The 17,731-nt window shown below is 39.6% G+C and carries 15 protein-coding genes; 4 read left to right on the top strand and 11 right to left on the bottom strand.

From position 1 onward, the window contains the following. Positions 1-8: 8 nt before the first annotated feature. Both IGI50_RS17950 and IGI50_RS17945 read left to right on the top strand, forming a co-directional pair. A complete protein-coding gene (locus IGI50_RS17950) occupies positions 9-1,199 on the top strand; it encodes an MFS transporter (RefSeq protein WP_438777988.1) in 1,191 nt (396 codons plus the stop codon). Further along, on the top strand, positions 1,192-1,752 hold the full coding sequence (locus IGI50_RS17945; RefSeq protein ID WP_438777987.1) for a sugar O-acetyltransferase: 561 nt from the start codon (positions 1,192-1,194) through the stop codon (positions 1,750-1,752). Before IGI50_RS17950 ends, IGI50_RS17945 begins: the two co-directional genes overlap by 8 nt. Before the next feature lie 364 nt (positions 1,753-2,116). On the opposite strand, the gene xerS is transcribed toward IGI50_RS17945, so the two are convergent. Then, positions 2,117-3,259, bottom strand: a complete 1,143-nt coding sequence (gene xerS / locus IGI50_RS17940; RefSeq protein ID WP_438777986.1) for a tyrosine recombinase XerS — start codon at positions 3,257-3,259, stop codon at positions 2,117-2,119. A gap of 1,279 nt (positions 3,260-4,538) precedes the next feature. Next, positions 4,539-5,162 carry a peptidase E gene (locus IGI50_RS17935; protein WP_438777985.1) on the bottom strand — a complete coding sequence of 208 codons (624 nt, stop codon included), beginning with the start codon at positions 5,160-5,162 and terminating at the stop codon, positions 4,539-4,541. 79 nt (positions 5,163-5,241) lie between these two features. Between IGI50_RS17935 and IGI50_RS17930 the strand changes: the two genes are divergently transcribed. Further along, positions 5,242-6,180, top strand: a complete 939-nt coding sequence (locus IGI50_RS17930; protein WP_438777984.1) for a helix-turn-helix transcriptional regulator — start codon at positions 5,242-5,244, stop codon at positions 6,178-6,180. Between the two features lie 228 nt (positions 6,181-6,408). On the opposite strand, the gene IGI50_RS17925 is transcribed toward IGI50_RS17930, so the two are convergent. From IGI50_RS17925 to IGI50_RS17900, 6 genes are all read right to left on the bottom strand, one after another. Next, positions 6,409-6,825, bottom strand: a complete 417-nt coding sequence (locus tag IGI50_RS17925; protein ID WP_438777983.1) for a DUF3788 family protein — start codon at positions 6,823-6,825, stop codon at positions 6,409-6,411. A 53-nt stretch (positions 6,826-6,878) separates the two neighbouring features. Next, a complete protein-coding gene (locus tag IGI50_RS17920) occupies positions 6,879-7,772 on the bottom strand; it encodes a helix-turn-helix transcriptional regulator (protein ID WP_438777982.1) in 894 nt (297 codons plus the stop codon). A gap of 99 nt (positions 7,773-7,871) precedes the next feature. Beyond that, positions 7,872-8,618 (bottom strand): ABC transporter ATP-binding protein, encoded by a 747-nt coding sequence (locus IGI50_RS17915; RefSeq protein WP_438777981.1) that lies wholly within the window; start codon positions 8,616-8,618, stop codon positions 7,872-7,874. A gap of 5 nt (positions 8,619-8,623) precedes the next feature. Continuing rightward, complete coding sequence (locus tag IGI50_RS17910) at positions 8,624-10,942, bottom strand: ABC transporter permease (protein ID WP_438777980.1); 2,319 nt, start codon at positions 10,940-10,942, stop codon at positions 8,624-8,626. Positions 10,943-10,975: 33 nt separating this feature from the next. After that, on the bottom strand, positions 10,976-11,605 hold the full coding sequence (locus IGI50_RS17905) for a TetR/AcrR family transcriptional regulator (protein ID WP_438777979.1): 630 nt from the start codon (positions 11,603-11,605) through the stop codon (positions 10,976-10,978). 184 nt (positions 11,606-11,789) lie between these two features. Then, positions 11,790-13,163, bottom strand: a complete 1,374-nt coding sequence (locus IGI50_RS17900) for a M24 family metallopeptidase (RefSeq protein WP_438777978.1) — start codon at positions 13,161-13,163, stop codon at positions 11,790-11,792. Positions 13,164-13,338: 175 nt separating this feature from the next. On the opposite strand from IGI50_RS17900, the gene IGI50_RS17895 reads away from it, so the two are divergent. Next, complete coding sequence (locus IGI50_RS17895; protein ID WP_218257627.1) at positions 13,339-14,892, top strand: helix-turn-helix domain-containing protein; 1,554 nt, start codon at positions 13,339-13,341, stop codon at positions 14,890-14,892. Between the two features lie 55 nt (positions 14,893-14,947). Here IGI50_RS17895 and IGI50_RS17890 read toward each other — a convergent pair whose 3' ends face one another. The 3 genes from IGI50_RS17890 to IGI50_RS17880 all read right to left on the bottom strand — a co-directional run bounded on the left by IGI50_RS17890 (position 14,948) and on the right by IGI50_RS17880 (position 17,663). Continuing rightward, positions 14,948-15,802 carry a class F sortase gene (locus tag IGI50_RS17890; protein WP_438777977.1) on the bottom strand — a complete coding sequence of 285 codons (855 nt, stop codon included), beginning with the start codon at positions 15,800-15,802 and terminating at the stop codon, positions 14,948-14,950. A gap of 242 nt (positions 15,803-16,044) precedes the next feature. Continuing rightward, a complete protein-coding gene (locus IGI50_RS17885; RefSeq protein ID WP_438777976.1) occupies positions 16,045-17,235 on the bottom strand; it encodes a DUF6179 domain-containing protein in 1,191 nt (396 codons plus the stop codon). Continuing rightward, positions 17,232-17,663 carry a DUF6323 family protein gene (locus IGI50_RS17880; protein ID WP_438777975.1) on the bottom strand — a complete coding sequence of 144 codons (432 nt, stop codon included), beginning with the start codon at positions 17,661-17,663 and terminating at the stop codon, positions 17,232-17,234. Before IGI50_RS17880 ends, IGI50_RS17885 begins: the two co-directional genes overlap by 4 nt. Positions 17,664-17,731 lie beyond the last annotated feature (68 nt).

The following is a 17,731-nucleotide window of genomic DNA, read 5'->3' as shown; positions in this document are numbered from 1 at the left end:
AAAAAAACATGATTAACAAAAATAGTCTTATGACTCGTTTGTCCATATTGTCAATCTCACTTTTATTAACGAGTGCTTTGTCCATCAACGGGGCATTGCCGCAGATGCGAGCAGCTCTTTCCATGACAACCACTCAAGTCGAACTGGTCGCGACCTTACCTGCATTGGCAGTCGTAGTATTTGTCGTTCTTTCCAGCTTCATCGCCGAAAAAATCGGAACCAAAAGAACTGTCCAGCTAGGGTTGATCCTAGTTGGGGTCGGTGGGGGAGTCGCTCCCTTGTTTCTAAACAGCTATGTTCCTATCCTAATCAGTCGATTTGTCTTAGGGGCGGGATTCGGTCTATTCAATTCACTTGCAGTTTCCATTATTAATCTGCTTTTTCAAGAAGAGCCAGAAGAGCGCGCGACCTTACTAGGATATCGCGGCGCAGCAGAAAACATCGGAAATGCCGGGCTGACACTATTAGCAGGAGCATTATTATCCTTCGGCTGGAGATTTTCCTTCAGCGTGTATCTTATTGCTTTCCCAATCTTGCTGCTATTTACTCTTTTTGTTCCAGAAATTAAGGAGACAAAAAAAACAAGCACCAGTAAAAAAGGCGAGCTTAAACTTTCTGTCTATTTGTTAGCGCTTTTTGCCTTGTTTTTAGTAATGACCTTTGTGGCGATCGGTGTTCGTTTTCCTACAATGGTCACGAATATCAAAGGAGCCACTTACAATGCCTCAACCTTCTTAGCAGTAATGCCTATCATTGGAATCGTCACTGGTTCATTATTTGGCTTTTTCAATCGGTTGTTAGGAGAGAAGTGTTTGTATCTTGGCTTGGTCTTATTAGCTTTGGCTACTTTTCTGATCGCTATTTCCGAAACAAATTTTGCGTTATTGCTAATTGGCTACTTTATCAGTGGAATTCCCGGTAGTTTGATCTTTCCATTCATTTACAATTCGTTAAATCTATATGCATCACCAGCAAGAATGACCGCCGCGACCTCCATTATTTTAATTGGCTGCAATCTCGGAAACTTTATTGCACCATTCGGCTTAAGTACCTTGCAATTTCTCTCTGGTTCATCGGATCTTTTCGCGCCATTCAAACTATTAAGTATCCTAATCGTCATTATCCTAGCAGGTATTTTTCTCAAAAAAAAGTATCCCTTGCAACATAAAGTTATGCATGGAGGAAAAAATCTTGACTGATAAATTTTTGCAGAACCAAATGGATTCAGGTGAGACTTACTATGAAACCAGCGAATTGAAGAAGGAACAGGCTTTTTACCGTGACTTGCTTTTCCAATTCAATCATACTTTACCAAGCAAAACACAAGAAAAGGGGACACTTTTAGACAAACTTTTAGGCAGCTTCGGTGAAGGTTCCTATATTGAACAACCGTTTCACGCTAACTGGGGAAAAAATACGTATATTGGAAAGAATGTCTATGCGAATTTCGGTTTATCGCTCGTAGACGATACAAAAATCGAGATCCACGACGATGTCATGGTCGGTCCCAACGTCACGCTTTGTGCCGGGACTCATCCGCTATCACCAGAACTTCGCCTACAAAAAGCCCAATACAATTTGCCTATAACGATTGAAAAAAACGTCTGGCTCGGTGCGGGAGTGATCGTTTTACCCGGTGTCACGATCGGTGCAAATACAGTCATTGGCGCCGGCAGTCTCGTCACAAAAGATCTTCCCAAAAATGTTGTTGCTTTTGGTACGCCGTGTGAGGTAGTTAAGCCAATTGAATAGCTCGTCAAAGATAGATTCGGATGGATCTATCTTTTTTTATAAAATCAACGCCGGGCATATTCATAGATTTAAAAAGCTGGAGTACGTTAGAGAATGGTTTTATCAACAGAAAGAAGGACGCTTATGAATACTCAGGATCTAATAGAAGAATATCTCCTAGATAAAAAGAGCCGAGTAAAATTATCAATTCTTCAATTTTTAGCAGACAATCCTTTTTATATAACCCGTGAGTACTTAGCAGAACATTTCGAAATGTGTTACCAACTTAGACTAACGATTATACTATTTGTAAAAATAAAAAAAAAGCCGCTGAAATGAACGTGTTGTTGTCACTTCAGCGGCTTTTCGTATCTTCAAATTCTTATTACGTCCACAAATCATCGATAACCGATCGTTTCTCTTTTTTGACGATGTGGGTATAAATTTCTGTGGCTGAGGTGCCTCGCTGGCCTAGGATTTCACTGACTGTTTTAAGGTTCTTCGTCTTTCTGAAGGCCATGGTGCCGACGCTGTGGCGCAGCTTGTGAGGGGTCGTTCGCTTTCCGAAAGCGGTAGAATATTTGTCGATCATCTTCTCAATCGAGCCGCCTTCCATTCGTTTGGCGACATTTTTGTGCTTGGTTAGAAAAAGAGCGGGGATTGAATCATCCGCATTATACAAACTCTTTCTTTGATCGACATATTCCTGAATGTAATCAATAAAGATAGGAGAGATCATCGCATGGTCCATTGTGTCACCTTTGCGTTGAACTTGAATATACAAGCCCTCATAGTTCAAGTCGCTAACATTTGTATTCACCAGCTCAGATAAACGTATCCCTGATCCAAGAAACAAAGCCAAAATCGCCGTGTCTCGGATACGATTTTTTTCATAAGCGGTCTTGGCTTGGCGTGAAGTCAGCGTATTCCCATATCCAGCATAGACATACTCGACAAAATCAATCGCATCGGAATCAAGATAGAGCATTTTCTCAATTTTATCCTTTCGCACCGCATCAGAGGCATCGACGCCGCCATTTTCGATATTAATCATAATATTTCTTCGCAGCATAGGACGGATGACATATTGACCGGTTTGCTCATCAAACTCCTCAATTTCTTCATTTGATAAATATTTAAAGAGGGAACGAAGGGCGGTAATACTTCGTTGCACCGTAACCTTCAATCGATGGGTATTTCTTTCACTCAAGGGGGCTTGAGAAACGTCCGTCTCTGATTTTCCTTCAAATGTCCGTTTAGGGGATTGATTTAAAAAGGACTTGTACAACACAATTTTATCTTTGTTTAATCGTTCAAAATCTTCCAAGCGAATCTCAGAAATATCATTTACACGAATGATTTGCTCGGAAGAGAGCCAACTTAGAAATCTACGATATTCCTTTGAATATTCGTACAACGTATTCGTTGAGCGGGGAATAGCTTCCAAATATAAGAGGTACTTTTGGATAAAGTCCGGCAGCTTTTCGAATTCTTTTTCGTAGCGTTCTCTCAATAATTCTCGACTCATTCGATTCAGTCCTTTCATTTTATAGTAGGAGAGGGAACTCAACCTCTAACTACACTATAACCGGTATATACCAATTTGTCAAATATAAAATAACCAATATTAGATAATAGCGCGAGGAGATAGCTATAGAACGAAGTTTATAAATTACTGAAAAATGGTTCTTTTTGTAAAGCATAAGATATAGAGAAGCAATCATAAAATAACAATAATCAAATGACAGGAGAGGAGTTCTCAAAATTTATTCCAGCAAACCAAATACAATCCAAAACTTTATCTTATTTAAATTAGATCATTTTCTAAATTGATTTAGGCTTGAATGGATTGATTTTAAAGGAAATATCGACACATCAGAGATATTTTACCAATTATTCGAGGTTTCATTTGAGCGTAATTTAGTATGAACGTGCTTAAACTCGAATCATAATAAAAATGTGCTAAACAGTAAAATCAGGCTAAAAAAGCTCAAATCAGCCATATTTTACGAATCCTGGTGCAATAATTTTTATGCTTTCGGGAAAATAGATATTGTTACGAAAACATAATTTCTTCTAATACCATGTCCTCAGCCACCAGATCAGCTAAAGTCGTGTTTGATTCTCTGAACTGATACTTCGTTTCATTCAAAAGCAATTAAATGAATATGAATGGCTCATCAGTTTTTCTCAAACTCAATTCTCATGTCTTATTGACCTAGTTTGAGTCTAATTCATTGTCAATCGTCGTTCTGTGATCAGCTGGTGCACATGATCGCACAACGAATCATCTGAACTCGTTTCAGATTGCTTCAGCTGATCGTTCATCATTTGATTGCTGCTTAACGCTCAAAATCATTTCTTCTATAAAATAAAAAATGATTCGTGCTCTAAAAATTAATGACAAAATTTTTCTACAAAAAATTTCTTTGCTACTAATTAAAAACAAAAAATGTCTCATCAGACGATTTTTATCGAAATCCTAGCTTAATCAGCTCTTTCGCATTTCCTCTTTTATGGTTTGAGAAAAACTAACATTATTCTCAAACCATAAACAGCCTTCTCACCACTTGATTGAACCTAAAAAAGCAATCGGACACTGGATTCCGTCCGATTGCTAGACTCTACATAATTCTTACATTCTTTTTTGAAGTGATTAATTAATTATTTATGTCCGGCATTCAAAAAAGGATTTTCATTTAAACTTACTTGAATAAAAACTACCGGATCAGAAATTAGTTGGAATACATCAGCTTTAGGATATGTTCATAATAAACTAGACCTTTTACGGTGAAAAAACTACTTCTTTACTTTACTTTTACGACTTTTTTGCTATTTCCTTCTACTAGAATTGCTTCATTGTTACGTATCGGACAGATAGTTAATTCGTTTCTATAATTATCTTTAATCTCTTTGCTGATCTCTTTAAAAGGAATCTCATTGTCGTGTGGCAACGTATAAAAATCTACAACACCTAGTCCATCATAAGAAGCCAATTCTGGTGCTTTCTCTGGAGAATCCATATTTTGGATATACTGAATTGTTTTAGACAAAATAATTGCGCCAGCAGATTCTCCAATATAGAGCTTGCCATTTGCTATCTCCCTTTTGATAATGATGTCAGCTCCGCTTTTTTTTAGCTCCTGCATCAAATAGAAGCTATTTCCACCAGAAACATAAATAAAATCATTTTCTCTTAATTTTTGCTCCACAATATCTCTTTGCTCAACAGAAATATCCAATTCATCAACGATTACCCCCTTTTTTTCCAAAGCCTTCTTCCCAGCATCCACATAAAACTTTACTTTTTCAACCTTACTTGCTGTAGGAATGAAAGTAACTGTTTTTCCCTGTAATTCGGTCTCAAAAGATATCAATTCATCTGAAACATCCGCAAATGACGATACTAAAAATAATTTACTCTGTGCCATAATAAAACTCCCTCTCAATATGATAGACTAAGTATACGATTCAAAGGTGTCAGTTTCTGACACTTATAAAGGAGTCTATATGAAAAAATCAGAACGTATTCAGCAAGAACTTTTTTTCGTAAATAGTCATAAAGAATTCAACCTAACTGATATAATGCGCGAATTTCAAATTTCTAGAAGTACAGCATTAAGAGATTTAGCTGAGCTGGAACGTTTAGGTGTACCGATGTATGTTAAAAATGGAAGATACGGTGGATACAAAGTCCTTCCCTCTTCACTATTACCGCCAATTTATTTTACAGAGGCAGAAATTTTTAGTGTGTTTTTTTCAATGCAGCTTTTAAGCTTGTTATCTGGATCACCGTTTGGCAGCGAGTATTCCACTATCCAAAGAAAACTATTTAACACTTTCAGTGCTGAGAAACAAAAGCGGATAGCCCAGGCAACTGATTCTGTGCATTATATGGGCATACATCAAATTGAAACCACCAAAAATTTAGAAGCATTGTTTGCCAGCATTTTAAAAAAGGAATCCCTCAAAATTTTATATACTCGCTATACAAAAAAAGTTAAGCGAATTTTGCCTATTCGCCTAACTTTAATGGATGGCTATTGGTATTGCATCGCCATAGATATAGAAAAAAAAGAAAAGAGAACCTATCGCTGCGACTATATAGAGGATATTGAAATAGAATTGGATTATCCGTCCCCTCTCTCTGAAGAAGAAACGGAAAAAATCTTAACTACACAGGAAAAGGAATACCGAGATATCCCCTTTAGGGTGCGCTTATCTGGTAAGGGAAAAGAATACTTCTTAAGAAATTCATTTCCAAATATGAGACTCGAAGCTAAAGAAAATGACATTCTTCTTGTGGGAGAGTTTAATAATAATGAGCTTCCCTTTTTAACCAATTATTTTCTCGGCTTTGGTGAACAGGCGGAAATACTAGAACCAGAAATACTAAGACAAGAATATACGAAGTTGATCGAAAAACTATTAAGCAGGTACAAGTTGTAACCTTTTATATCTGTTTTGAACTAAGAAAACTCGTTTTAGTATTTATGATGAAAACAATGCTTTATGTAGTGTCCGATTCGAATGAAGGCTCTCCTGAAAAAAACTAATAGACCGACAAGCTTTCAAAAGCAAGTCGGTCTATTCAAATGCATAGTAACATTCATTTGCGTTTGAAAATTTCTTTCCATGCGAAATGTTTTTATTCCCCCACACAAATCTTCCATTATCCTACTTTATCGTCTTTTTCAAGTTTATCAGCGCAACGGCTACTTGCAAGCTTTCTTCGTCTTGAATCGGAATCAGCACAGCGTTTAATTTGCCTGATTTCTGAATTGATGCCTCGTTGGCTTCGAGCTTGCTGAATAATTCGTTAACGACAAGCTGCGGCCAAACCCTTTCACCAAAATAAACAGTCACCTTTACACCGGTCTCCCAAATGGAAATCCAACCAAGATTTTTCTTTTTGAATAGGATTTTACTTAACCAATTGTGGCCATCATTGTAGTAGTTCCAATCTTCTTGATACGAATGCCCATGGAGCGCTTCTAGCAGCTGTTGATACAGCAGCAAATCTTTTTCAGATAGATGGTTCGCTAAATTTTCAATGGTGGGAAATTCTTCTTTGTCCTTTAGTATGGGTTTCATTGATACCGCCTCCTTTTTATTTTAGTGTATCAAGTAAAACTTGTAAGCCAGTGTCAAGTTCTGTATTTGTTTAGCAGTTTTTCAATGCGATCCGCCATTTTTTTACGATATTCTGGCGGGTCTAGAATCTCTAAATGATCACCAAATGAGAAAAGATAGTTCATGGTTGACTCATCATCGGAAAAAAGAATCGTTACCATTAATGTACCGTCTTCTCTTTGGGTAATATTTTCAAATTCTTCTTGTACACGATACGCCGCTGCAGGGTCAAATAACAGTGTCAGTTCAACGATTTTTTCTGGCGGCGTTTGTTTTTCTGAGAAGACCTTTTTAGGAATCTCACGCACAAAAGTATCAGATAGTCGTCTTAACTCCCGAATTCTAGTAATTTTAAATAAGCGGCATTCTCCTCTTAAGCGGCAAAAAGCGTAAAGATACCAGGCTTTCTCGCGAAAAACGAGTTTTAAGGGTTCAAGTTCTCGTTGGGTGTACTGGCTTTTGCTGCTGAGGTAGCTGATTTGGATAACTTGTTTCGTAAGAATGGCCCGCTGAAGCTCTTCGAAGAGGTGCGTACGTTGACCGCTCCAATCTGAAAAATCAATTTCCAGCCAATCTATCGGGTCTTTTTTGAAAAGTCTGCTGAGCTTAGAAGCCAACGGACTCGTCGTTGTTCCGTTAGTAAGCATGAGATTTTGGAGGGCAAGCAAAATTTCTCTTTGTTCATCGTCAGAAACTAGCTGCTTATCCAGAACATAATTTTCCTGAATGAAGATGCCTCCGCCTTTCCCTCTTACCGCATATACGGGGACACCGGCCGCACTCAACGCATCGATGTCGCGATAAATCGTTCGAGGGGAGACTTCAAACATTGCCGCTAACTCTGGTGCTGTTATGGACCCTTTTTCTAATAAGATAAAAAGAATCTGCAATAATCTGCTTTCAATCATTTTCCGCCCTCCTCTTCACCTCTAGCTTAGCATGAAAAACAAGTAAAAAGCGAACTGGGATATGACAACACTTCCCAGCTCACTTCTGTTTATCACTAATTAAATCTCAATTTCCCGCATTTTCTCTGTCACTTGAACCATTTTCTCCTCTAAATTCAAGTCATCTTCTGGGAAAAATTGCACTTCGCTGACGATCTGACCGTCACTCATAAAGAGCACACGCTGTGTTTGAGCAGCGACCTTGGCGTCATGGGTTACCAAACAAATCGCGGTTCCCTGCTGGTTGATTTCCGACAGGAGGGTCATGATTTCTTGGGCAGACTTGGAATTCAACGCCCCTGTAGGTTCGTCTCCGAAAATAATCTGCGGATCACCCATAAGTGCCCGACAAATTCCTGCTCGCTGCAGCTGTCCGCCAGAAACTTGTGTAATGTCCCGCTGCTCAAGACCAGCGATTCCCATCTTTTCCATCAATGTTTGCCCTTTTTTCATTAAATTACCGGCTTGTTTTTCATTGCCTTTTTGAGCAGGCAGCACGATATTATCCAATACATTCAAATTCTTTAATAAGGTAGGCTGTTGAAAAACAAAACCCATTTGCTTTCTTCGCAGATCCGCTAAGGCAGTTTCTGAGAGCGTTGCTAATTCCTTGCCATCAAACTGGACACTGCCTCCATCTATTTCGTCCATACCGCTTAGGGCAAACATTAAAGTAGTTTTCCCTGAGCCTGAAGGTCCCATGATCGAGACAAATTCTCCCGCATCAATTTCCACTGAAACATTTCTCAGAACCTTTTCTTGTCCAAAAGACTTTTCGATATTTGTACCAACTATCATTTTTTTCATCGTCATCATTCCTTTATATTATCGCTGATTTTTGTTTTTTGTAATGAAGCTGTCGCTAGTGTTGTAGCAAGTAGTGTGACTAACAGCATGCCCACTGGACAGAGAACAAAACTGACTAGCGGATTGATTGAAAAGCGGAAGGTGCTGACACCCATCATAGACATCGCGACTCCTGCCACTTGTCCACCTAACGTACTTGCTAGAAGTGTTCCAACAACGGTTCCCAAAATAACAATCAGTAAGGAACGCATGAAGTATTGTTGGCGAATATCTCGGTTTGTAAAGCCTAGTGCTTTTAGAACCGCCAGTTCATGACGATCTTTTGCCAACAGCATTTTGACAAATAATAATACGATCAGAGCGGTGATGACTAACGCCACTATCGCCGCTACTTTTGCGGCGGTAGCAACTGTTTGGATAGTCGATCCATAGGTCTGTTGCATATAATGCTTGATATCTGAAACCTTGGCATAGCTGAATTTTGTACTGTATTTTTTTGCGATTTGACTCGGTGTCACGTCACTTTTCACATTGGCGCTGATCGTACACCACATGGTTGCGGCGTTTCGATCAGTAAAGACCGCTTTCGCTGTTTTCCCACCATTTGTCACATCAGAATAAATGCCGCATACCTTTAGTTTTTTATTTCCCTGTGAAGTCTGAATCGTTAAAGTACTATTCAGCGGTTTTTCTATGTCATCTGATAAGGCGCTTGATAACGCGATTTCATTAGACTTTGTAGGTGCTTTTCCTTCAGTATATTCGACTGGAAAGGCGCGATGGTTTCCTAGTTCAATTTTTAATCGATCCTCGGCCTTGTCCTTTTTCATTAACGAAAAAGCCTTCGTCGTCAATGCGACTGACTTGGTTATTTGGTTGTCTTTTTCTAAGGTATCCATAACCTCCGCAGTTTTTTTCGGAATATTCTCGGTTTGCTGGATATCCAAACGCAAATCAGATTGCCCGATGCCCATGTAGCGAGAAAAGCTGTCAGATGACACCGTACTATATAAATTTTGCGGCAAAATCAAGATGAAGGAAGACAGCAGCAACACCATAAACAAGGTTAAATAAAGCCGCTTCCGTGATAAAACATCCTTGATTCCTAATAAGGCATTAACCTTAGGAAAGGCACGACCCGCCAGCTTGAAGCCTTTTCCACCTCGAACGCGGTCTTGTGACGCACCGAAGCGAATAGCCGATGCCGCAGAAATTTTTCGGAAACGTCGCAATACTAGATTGACATAAAGCATGACACCCGCGAAAATCATTCCCGTTCCGAAAAGTCCTACCAGCAGCGATAACCCTTGATTGCCGCTTTTTCCCATATAAAGCTGGATGTTTTGTAATAGCATCCCTCGAAAAGCAAAGGAAAGCAGATAGCCCAAGAAACAGCCGACCAACCCAATCGCCGCGTATTTTGCTAAATACAAGCGTTTCACATCAGAATTTCGCATCCCAATCGCTTTTAAGACACCTATCTCTGGGTAATCGTCTTCAATTTTTGATAGCAGCGTAAAACGAATACATAGAAAGGCGACTGCCAACATCAATAAGCTGACGAGTAAAATAACCGCAATCATCACACCATCAGATAACGCGTTCATCATACGAAAAAGTGTATCTGTCAACGCCGGTCCATTTGCTGGAAGTTCGGCTTTTAGATACGCTGTTTCCAGCGCACTAATTTTCTCCGTATCCTTGACACGATACTCAATCAAGTATTCGACGCTGCCATGTTTCTCAAGTGCTTGATAGTCCTTTTGATTCACAATAAAGCGTTTGGATGATGAAAGAGAGGCATTCATCTGTGAATCACGGATAAAACCTGCGACCTTCAGCTTGTGCCCGTTGACTTCTACTGAATCGCCTTTTTTAGCCATTCCTTCTCGCTCATAAAGAATGGGTAAATAGACCTCTCCAACTGCTGGCTGAACAATCCGATCCTTTGTATCAACCAGAAAATCAAATTTTTCACTTTGTACCGAGAAACCATTATCCTGAACACTGTCCGTCATCGCTTTTCCTGCAATGAACAGCTCACTATTCTCGACATTCAAGAAATCCAACACTTGCCATTCGTCTATGTTTGGCTGAGATTGGGCAAAAGTCTCTAATTTCCCTTGATTGATCGCACCTGAATGCATCTGCAGAAAATGCGGCGTTTTTGCTCGCTCCATCATCCCGTCAATAGAGCCCGCTAAATTGATAACCAAAATTGCCGCCAACGAGACCAGCATTGCCGTGATGGCAATAAAGATCGTCGTCGCAGCTGTCACCAGCTTGCTTTTTTTAATGTCATTTGTTATTAACCTACCATACATAAAACCCGTTCCTCCTTCATTTTTTTCCACGAATTACTCAAACATTCCCTCCATTTCTTTTGCTAGCTTCCCTTCTTCAACACCTAACATTCGTTCCAAAAGATAAAAGAACCCTAACACGCGCTGTAGCCGCATTTCTTCACTATCTGGGACTAGTTCTTGACCGTCAAAAGCAGCGGTTGCATAAACAATAGCCATCTCCATCGTTTCATATGGATAATCTGTCTGAAAAATGCCCTGCTGAATCCCATCCTCTACGATACTTGCTAGCATGGGGGTGATTTCTGTGACCACTGCTGTCTGCATTTTCTGATGCATCAACGCATTTTGCGGCTTGTGAACGAAATCCATCATATGCTCTTCTTTAGAAGTATCTAGATGCAAAGCAAGAACCGTTTGAACAAAGCGCTGATAAACAGGGATCGTCTGATCAGCAGCGACTTTTTTTGCCGCAGCAAACAATTCAGCCGTCATTCGTTCGACTAAAGCATCCATAATTTCTTCCTTTGAGTTGAAGTGATAATAAAGCGTCCCTCTGGCAATTCCGGCTTGATCAATAATTTCTCTGGTACTGGTATGATCAAAGCCCTTTTCAGCAAATAGCTTACTGGCAACATCCAAAATTTCATTTTTTCGAATAATTGAGTCCTTTGAAACACGCATGATTCTCATCCCATTTCTTTCGTGACCGACTGCCTGTCTAATAAAAGTATAGCGGTTTCATCACAAAGTTTCTATGCAATACCTGAAAAATCAGTCTTAAGTATTAGTTCGAAATTTTCAAATTTTTTAGTGAAAATGAAAAATCCCTCAAAGACTTCTCGTCCTTGAGGGTAGGTGCCTCCTATTATTTTGCGGTAAAGGCAGCTTCTTTGTTTAAGAAAAACGGGCGATAGTATGCCGTTGCGTTACTCATCGGCAAGACCTCTTCACTCACTTCGATTCCTAGTTCTTCTATTAAATAGCGGCGACGTTCCTGCATTCGTGACCACATTTCTGGATACTCTTTTTGAATGTCACTACGCAAGCACTCATCCGCCAACACAATCCCTCCCTCACAGCTAGCGCCAGAATAGTCAGGGACAGAAGGGATGATATCAAATTGGAAGAGCATGCCACTTTTGATTTTCTCAGTTGATGCAGGATAGACAGGAGAAGACAGCCATTCCTCATCCGCGCATAGATGTCCCGGATTCAGATGCCAACCGTATTGATCCTTTGGCAAGACTTCTTCAATTTTGTTGTATAGTACTTCCCCTGACAAATCCGTGGCGATGGTTTCAAGCCAAGTCTTCACGGTATTGAAGTACGGCTTTGCGACACGATCCAAATAGTCCTTTTCAGCTTCGGGCAACTCTTCTTTTGTATTTACCGCATAGCCTCCACGACTTTGCAAGCCGCCTTTATATCCGGTAGTCATTGAAATCCGGTCACCTAGCTGAATTACTTTCCCAGTGGGATAGAGATTCGCCTTCTCAAAACGAGCGCCTGTAGCCATAATCGTCACTACACTTGGTGTTTGCCCATAGTTATTTAAGTAGGCGCCCACTTCCATCTCACTTTTTCCAAGCGTCAATTGATCCATAGCAGTGAGAATACAATTTCCAGCAAGCATCGCGCCAAATTCGTAATGAGCGATTTCGTTAGCGTTATTCGTAGTACGTAGACCGTTTTCTCCGATCATCAAGTACGTTGCATTTTTCAACACCGCATCGGGTGCGGCTTTCTTCAATCCATCCACTAAAAAGTACGGCATATCATAAAGTACCGTATTTTCTTCTTCTTGACTAATGAAGTTTTTCCAGCCGATCAAACCAATAGATGTCGCCTGTTCAAGCCTGGTTTGTTTCAAAATTTCTGGCACGTTAAGAGTCGTTTCCATTGGTTGATTTGGCAGTGAGAAATGAGGCATATGAACGGCTGTTGCTTCGATCCGAGCAAACGGTACCTTATTCAGGTTTTCATTGCCTAAAACTAAATAGGCTTCACCCTTTTGATGAATAACGAGCAAGGCCTCTTCAAAGCGGGGAACAAAGCCCGTAAAATATTCAAAATTTCCTCCATGCTCTAAGTCTGCGTATATCACAACAGCATCATAATTTTCCTGCTGCATCTTTTTCAATAAATTGGTTTTACGTGCGGCCATCGTCTCATCTGTTAACAAAATTGGCAAAACGTTCTCATCTAATTTAGGTGCCGCTATATTTTTTAATGTGATCAAGTTTTTTTTCGCTCCTTCGTTTTTTTCTATCATAACATAGCCCAGAAGGAGAAAATACTCGAATTAATTCTTTATTATTGACCTTTTTCCCTATTATCTAGCTAAATAGCTCGCTTTTTTTGAAGAAAATCGGTAAAATTATAATGATAAAAAATTATTTTCGAAAGGAGTCAATATGAAACAATTACTTAACTCCTCTACGTATCGTCGAATTCAATTCGTCGAGTTTTTGGATCAGCTGCCCTCTTGGTGCGATATTAAAGAAGCCGCTCAGACAGTCGATTGTTCTGTCAAAACGCTTTTATCTGATATTGATTTTATCAATGAGTTTTGGGGAGACTACATTTATATCGAGTACTCAAAATTTCAGGGGGTACGTCTGAACAATATTACTTCAAATAAGCTTGGAAATGTCTATGGACTGATCTATCATGAATCGAACGAATTTCAATTTGTTGAAAAAATGCTGTATGAATCAAATCAAGACGCGGATTATTGGATCAATGAACTATTCATGAGTGAAGCGTCCTTTTATCGAATGGTCAACGCACTGGAAGATTTCTTGAAACGACGTGGGTTGCAGCTAGAACGCTCCCCGTTCCGAATCATTGGGCCAGATGAGCGCTGGGTGCGTTTCTTCTATCAGCAGTATTTCACAGAGGCCTATGGGGTAAATCAGTGGCCATTTACTTTAGATCACGAAGAAACCACCTGTTTCATTATGCGGACCTCTACTGATTTTGATGTCTCCTTAGATGACCGCGAGATTCAAGAGGCGGCCTATTTGTTTATGGTAACGCTGAATCGAATGCATCAAGGCTTTTATTTGCCAGAAAGTATCTATGCCGAAGAAGAGGATACGATCGATAAGGTCTTGGAGTATAGCCGCCCCTTCGCCGAGCATCTGCTAGCAGACACAGACTTTACACTTCCAGAAAAATGGCATAGAGAAATCAGCCGCACGGTTTTCCATGAATTTTATAATTGGGACAATCCTGAACAAATCGTGCGAATCAATAGTAAAATTGATACCTTTTTGAAGAATGTCTCTCAGGCGATCGAATATCCCTTAGATCGCGATGATAAACGAAAGATCATGCAAGAGATGATGTCATGGTATGTTGAATACAATTTCTATCCTTATCGTCAAGTGATGCTGTTTGATAAGCATCAGAAATTTGCTCGCGAAATTCAACTAGTCTATCCGATCTTCTCTACCATAGTGAAGATTCACTTACAGGATATTGAAAAGAAATCTCCTGAATTATGGACCGATATTCGCCTAAACAATGTCTTTTACTTGTTGATGAAGGAATGGTCCCATCTGCCGCTGCACCTAGAGAAGTTAAGACAAAAGGTGACGATCCTAGTCGTAAGCGACTTGGGGCGCAAGCATGCCGAAATGCTTCAAGACTTTTTAATCGCCAATTACAATAAACGCATTGCGGTGGATACCTTCAATGAACCAGTGATCTCCACTGGTCCAGAGGATTTTGAAAATTTTGCGACATACGACATCATTATTAGTAACAATCCCATCAAAGGCTACGACAAAAACAACGTATTGATCGTAAACAATTTCTTCTCCGCTTCTGATCGTGAAAACCTTTTGAACCTGATTGTCGCGATTCAAAAAAGAGAGGCTCGCAGACATTTAAAAGAACTTGGCAATATCAAAATGAAAACCGCTAAGGAAATCTATTTTTCCCAACGGATACTAAACCAATAAAAAAACGAGCAATCCTAGATAAAGCTGATGGCTTTAGCAGGATTGCTCGTTTTCATTATTTATTGGCAAAAACAATCAGATTGTAATCGTCATTGATACAGGTTTGCAGGGTAATTCGTTCACCGCCACCAGAACCCGTAATTTGATCCCAGTAGTCAGTACCATCTCCGGCAACCCCAGAATCATCTACAGTAACGATTTGCGAAACCGTATAGGTCGTTACATTGTTCGCACTATCTGAAACTTCTATTGTTGCTCCTGTTCCTAATGAGAATAGGACATTAAAAATTCCAGGATTGTGACCGATGAAATGCGTATTCGCTCCGTCATTTCCTGATTGAACGACGGCTCCCCCCCAAGTAGCCACTTGATTTGGATTGGCATCTATGATTGCTTGTCCACTTCCTTGTCCGGCATTCGAATAAGAAATAGCTTGTCCATTGATCATTAATTGATCTGCTCCAATCGTGGCAGGTGCCGGAGTCGCTGCATTTTGACTTTCTTCTGTTGCTGTCGTTTCGTTGGTTGGTTCGACTTCATTTACAGTTGGCGCTGGTCGATTGCTTGCTTCAGCGGCTTCCTTTGAAGAAGTAGTAGTGTTCTCTGCAGCTGAACTAGCAACTTCCTGGCCTTCATTACTTGAAGGTGCCGAAGCTTCTTCTGAACTCGATTCTGAACTCGATGAAGTACTATTCGCAGATGGACTCAATGATGTACTTGATTCAGTTTGAGGCTCCACTGCTTTTTCTTTTGAGACATTAGAATTCTTCTCTTCTTTTTCTGATGACTGTTTAACAGATGTTTGATCCGTCGTGCTGGGTGAACTTGTGGTGGAATCTCCCAACACAGATGCAGCGCCTGTTGTAATAAAAAGCGCGGCGATTACAATAAATTTTAAATAGGTATTCATTTTCCCGTTCCTCCTTAGCAAAGGTTGTCTGCTATCTACCTACAAACTAAGGGAAAAACGAGATTTTCTATTGTATACTGCTCATGAAATAACAAATGATATTATATTTACAAGGAAAAATTCTTTCTTTAATGGCTTTTCATCCAATATTTTCATAACTTTCTTTTTCGGAGACAAAAAAGCACGAGCACATTATTAGGCAAAGCATTAATTTAAACGGTATTTAAGTCTTTCTTCCTAACTTAAATGAAATCCTTTGGCGGCAATTGGTACCCTTCAATTGATTGAAAAAGAGCTTTACGATCACTCTCATCAAGAGTTTTTATATAATCTTTTAATAGTTCTAATTCTTCGTCTATCGTTGATATATCAATGAATTCCTCATAATCTCTACAATCATATTCGGATAGTACGCCTAACAATAAAATCTTTAAAAAGTCTTTATCAGCTTCTTTTAAAAGTCTTTTATAAAACTCGCCGCTTTCTTCCACACTTTTTAGATATTCCTTGAAATCTTGTGGTGCTGAAATTCTAGTCGTAATTAGTCGGATTTTCTCCTCTTCGTCTGCTATCTGATAGGCTTCCATCAATTGATTAAATTCACTATCAGGCATCGCTAACGGAAGTTCTAGCAGCTCCTTAGTCATACTTGTCAGAATGAAAAACTGAATGACCTTCTCAGGCTCCGTGAACGGAGAGACTCTTACTTTTAATTGGGAGAAGAATCGTCGATAATAATCGTTTTGTTGGAAAATAACTTCTAATTCAGTAAAGTAATCTTGCTGCTGGATGCGCCGTAAAACATATTGTGCTTCAATCTCATTTAACAGCAACGTGTGGATCTCCTTCTTTCCAAGGAGTAATTTGCCGATCATTTGTTTAAACACGATTTCAAATACGTTGTTGACGTCAGTACGGTAATCAAAGCCTAACGTCTCTTCATAATTAGTCAATAGTTCATAAATTTGCTCTTCTGGAAGGGCTTTGACAAAGAGAACCTCAGCGGCTAAATTGTTCAGATAGCGTTCATAAAAATCAATTCCCACAAAGTTAGCTGGTACTGGTTCCGCAAGCTGATAGTCTAAAAAAGCCTGATCCACCTCCGCAGCCCCATAATCAAAATCATACTCAAAGAAAAAATTTCCGATTTCATTTAAGCTTTCTTCTAATGATTCGATACCAAAGCTTTGATAATTGTCTTGAATCCATTGATAGAGCGTCTGAAGAGTATTTAAACGCTGTTTCAACTGCTGCTTCCCTTGTTCGAAGCGTTCAGGCAATGTCCCCTCTCCACCGTTAGCTAAGACAAATTCAATGGACTGTTGGATTTTTTCCGCTTGATCAATCGCCATGACACTTGAACCACTTAGCCGCTCCTGTAATTTCTTCATAAAAAAGGGATAGAATGCTGGATCAAACAAATCATTTTTCATGCTTCTTCCTCCAGTGCTGGAAAATCCTCAAACGAGCCCTGAAGCTGCTCCAAATCTCCTTGAAACTGCTGGTAACGTCTGGCGATTTCCTCTATTATTTCTTGATCTGTAGTTTGACCAGGATGATATGCCCGTAGGTAGTAAAAGATCGCTTGGCAAACTGACAAGTGTTCTAGGTAGTCGCATTTGTAAAATAGAGGCTCATCCATTAAGAGCATTGCTAGCTGTTGTGAATTTTGCCAGCTAAAATCAAGTAGATGGTGTTCTTTGAATAGCTGATTGCGTTCCTCCGTGAGATCAGAAAAATCCGCTACTGTCAGTTGATAATTCTTGTGATGTTTCTGCAACTGGCGATTAATCATTGTTCGCGGTTCTTCTGTCTGCTGAGATAGAAACTGATTAAATAACGTCATATCAAATTTTCCCATTTTCTTCTCCTCCCTCTTCAGAGACTAAATAGCACAGTGTCGTTAAAAAGACAATCTTGAAATACAAC

Source organism: Enterococcus sp. DIV0170, assembly GCF_051710765.1.
Lineage (GTDB): Bacteria > Bacillota > Bacilli > Lactobacillales > Enterococcaceae > Enterococcus_A > Enterococcus_A raffinosus.
The sequence above is the reverse complement of the archived record's forward strand: the minus strand, read 5'-3'. Positions and strand labels throughout refer to the sequence as shown.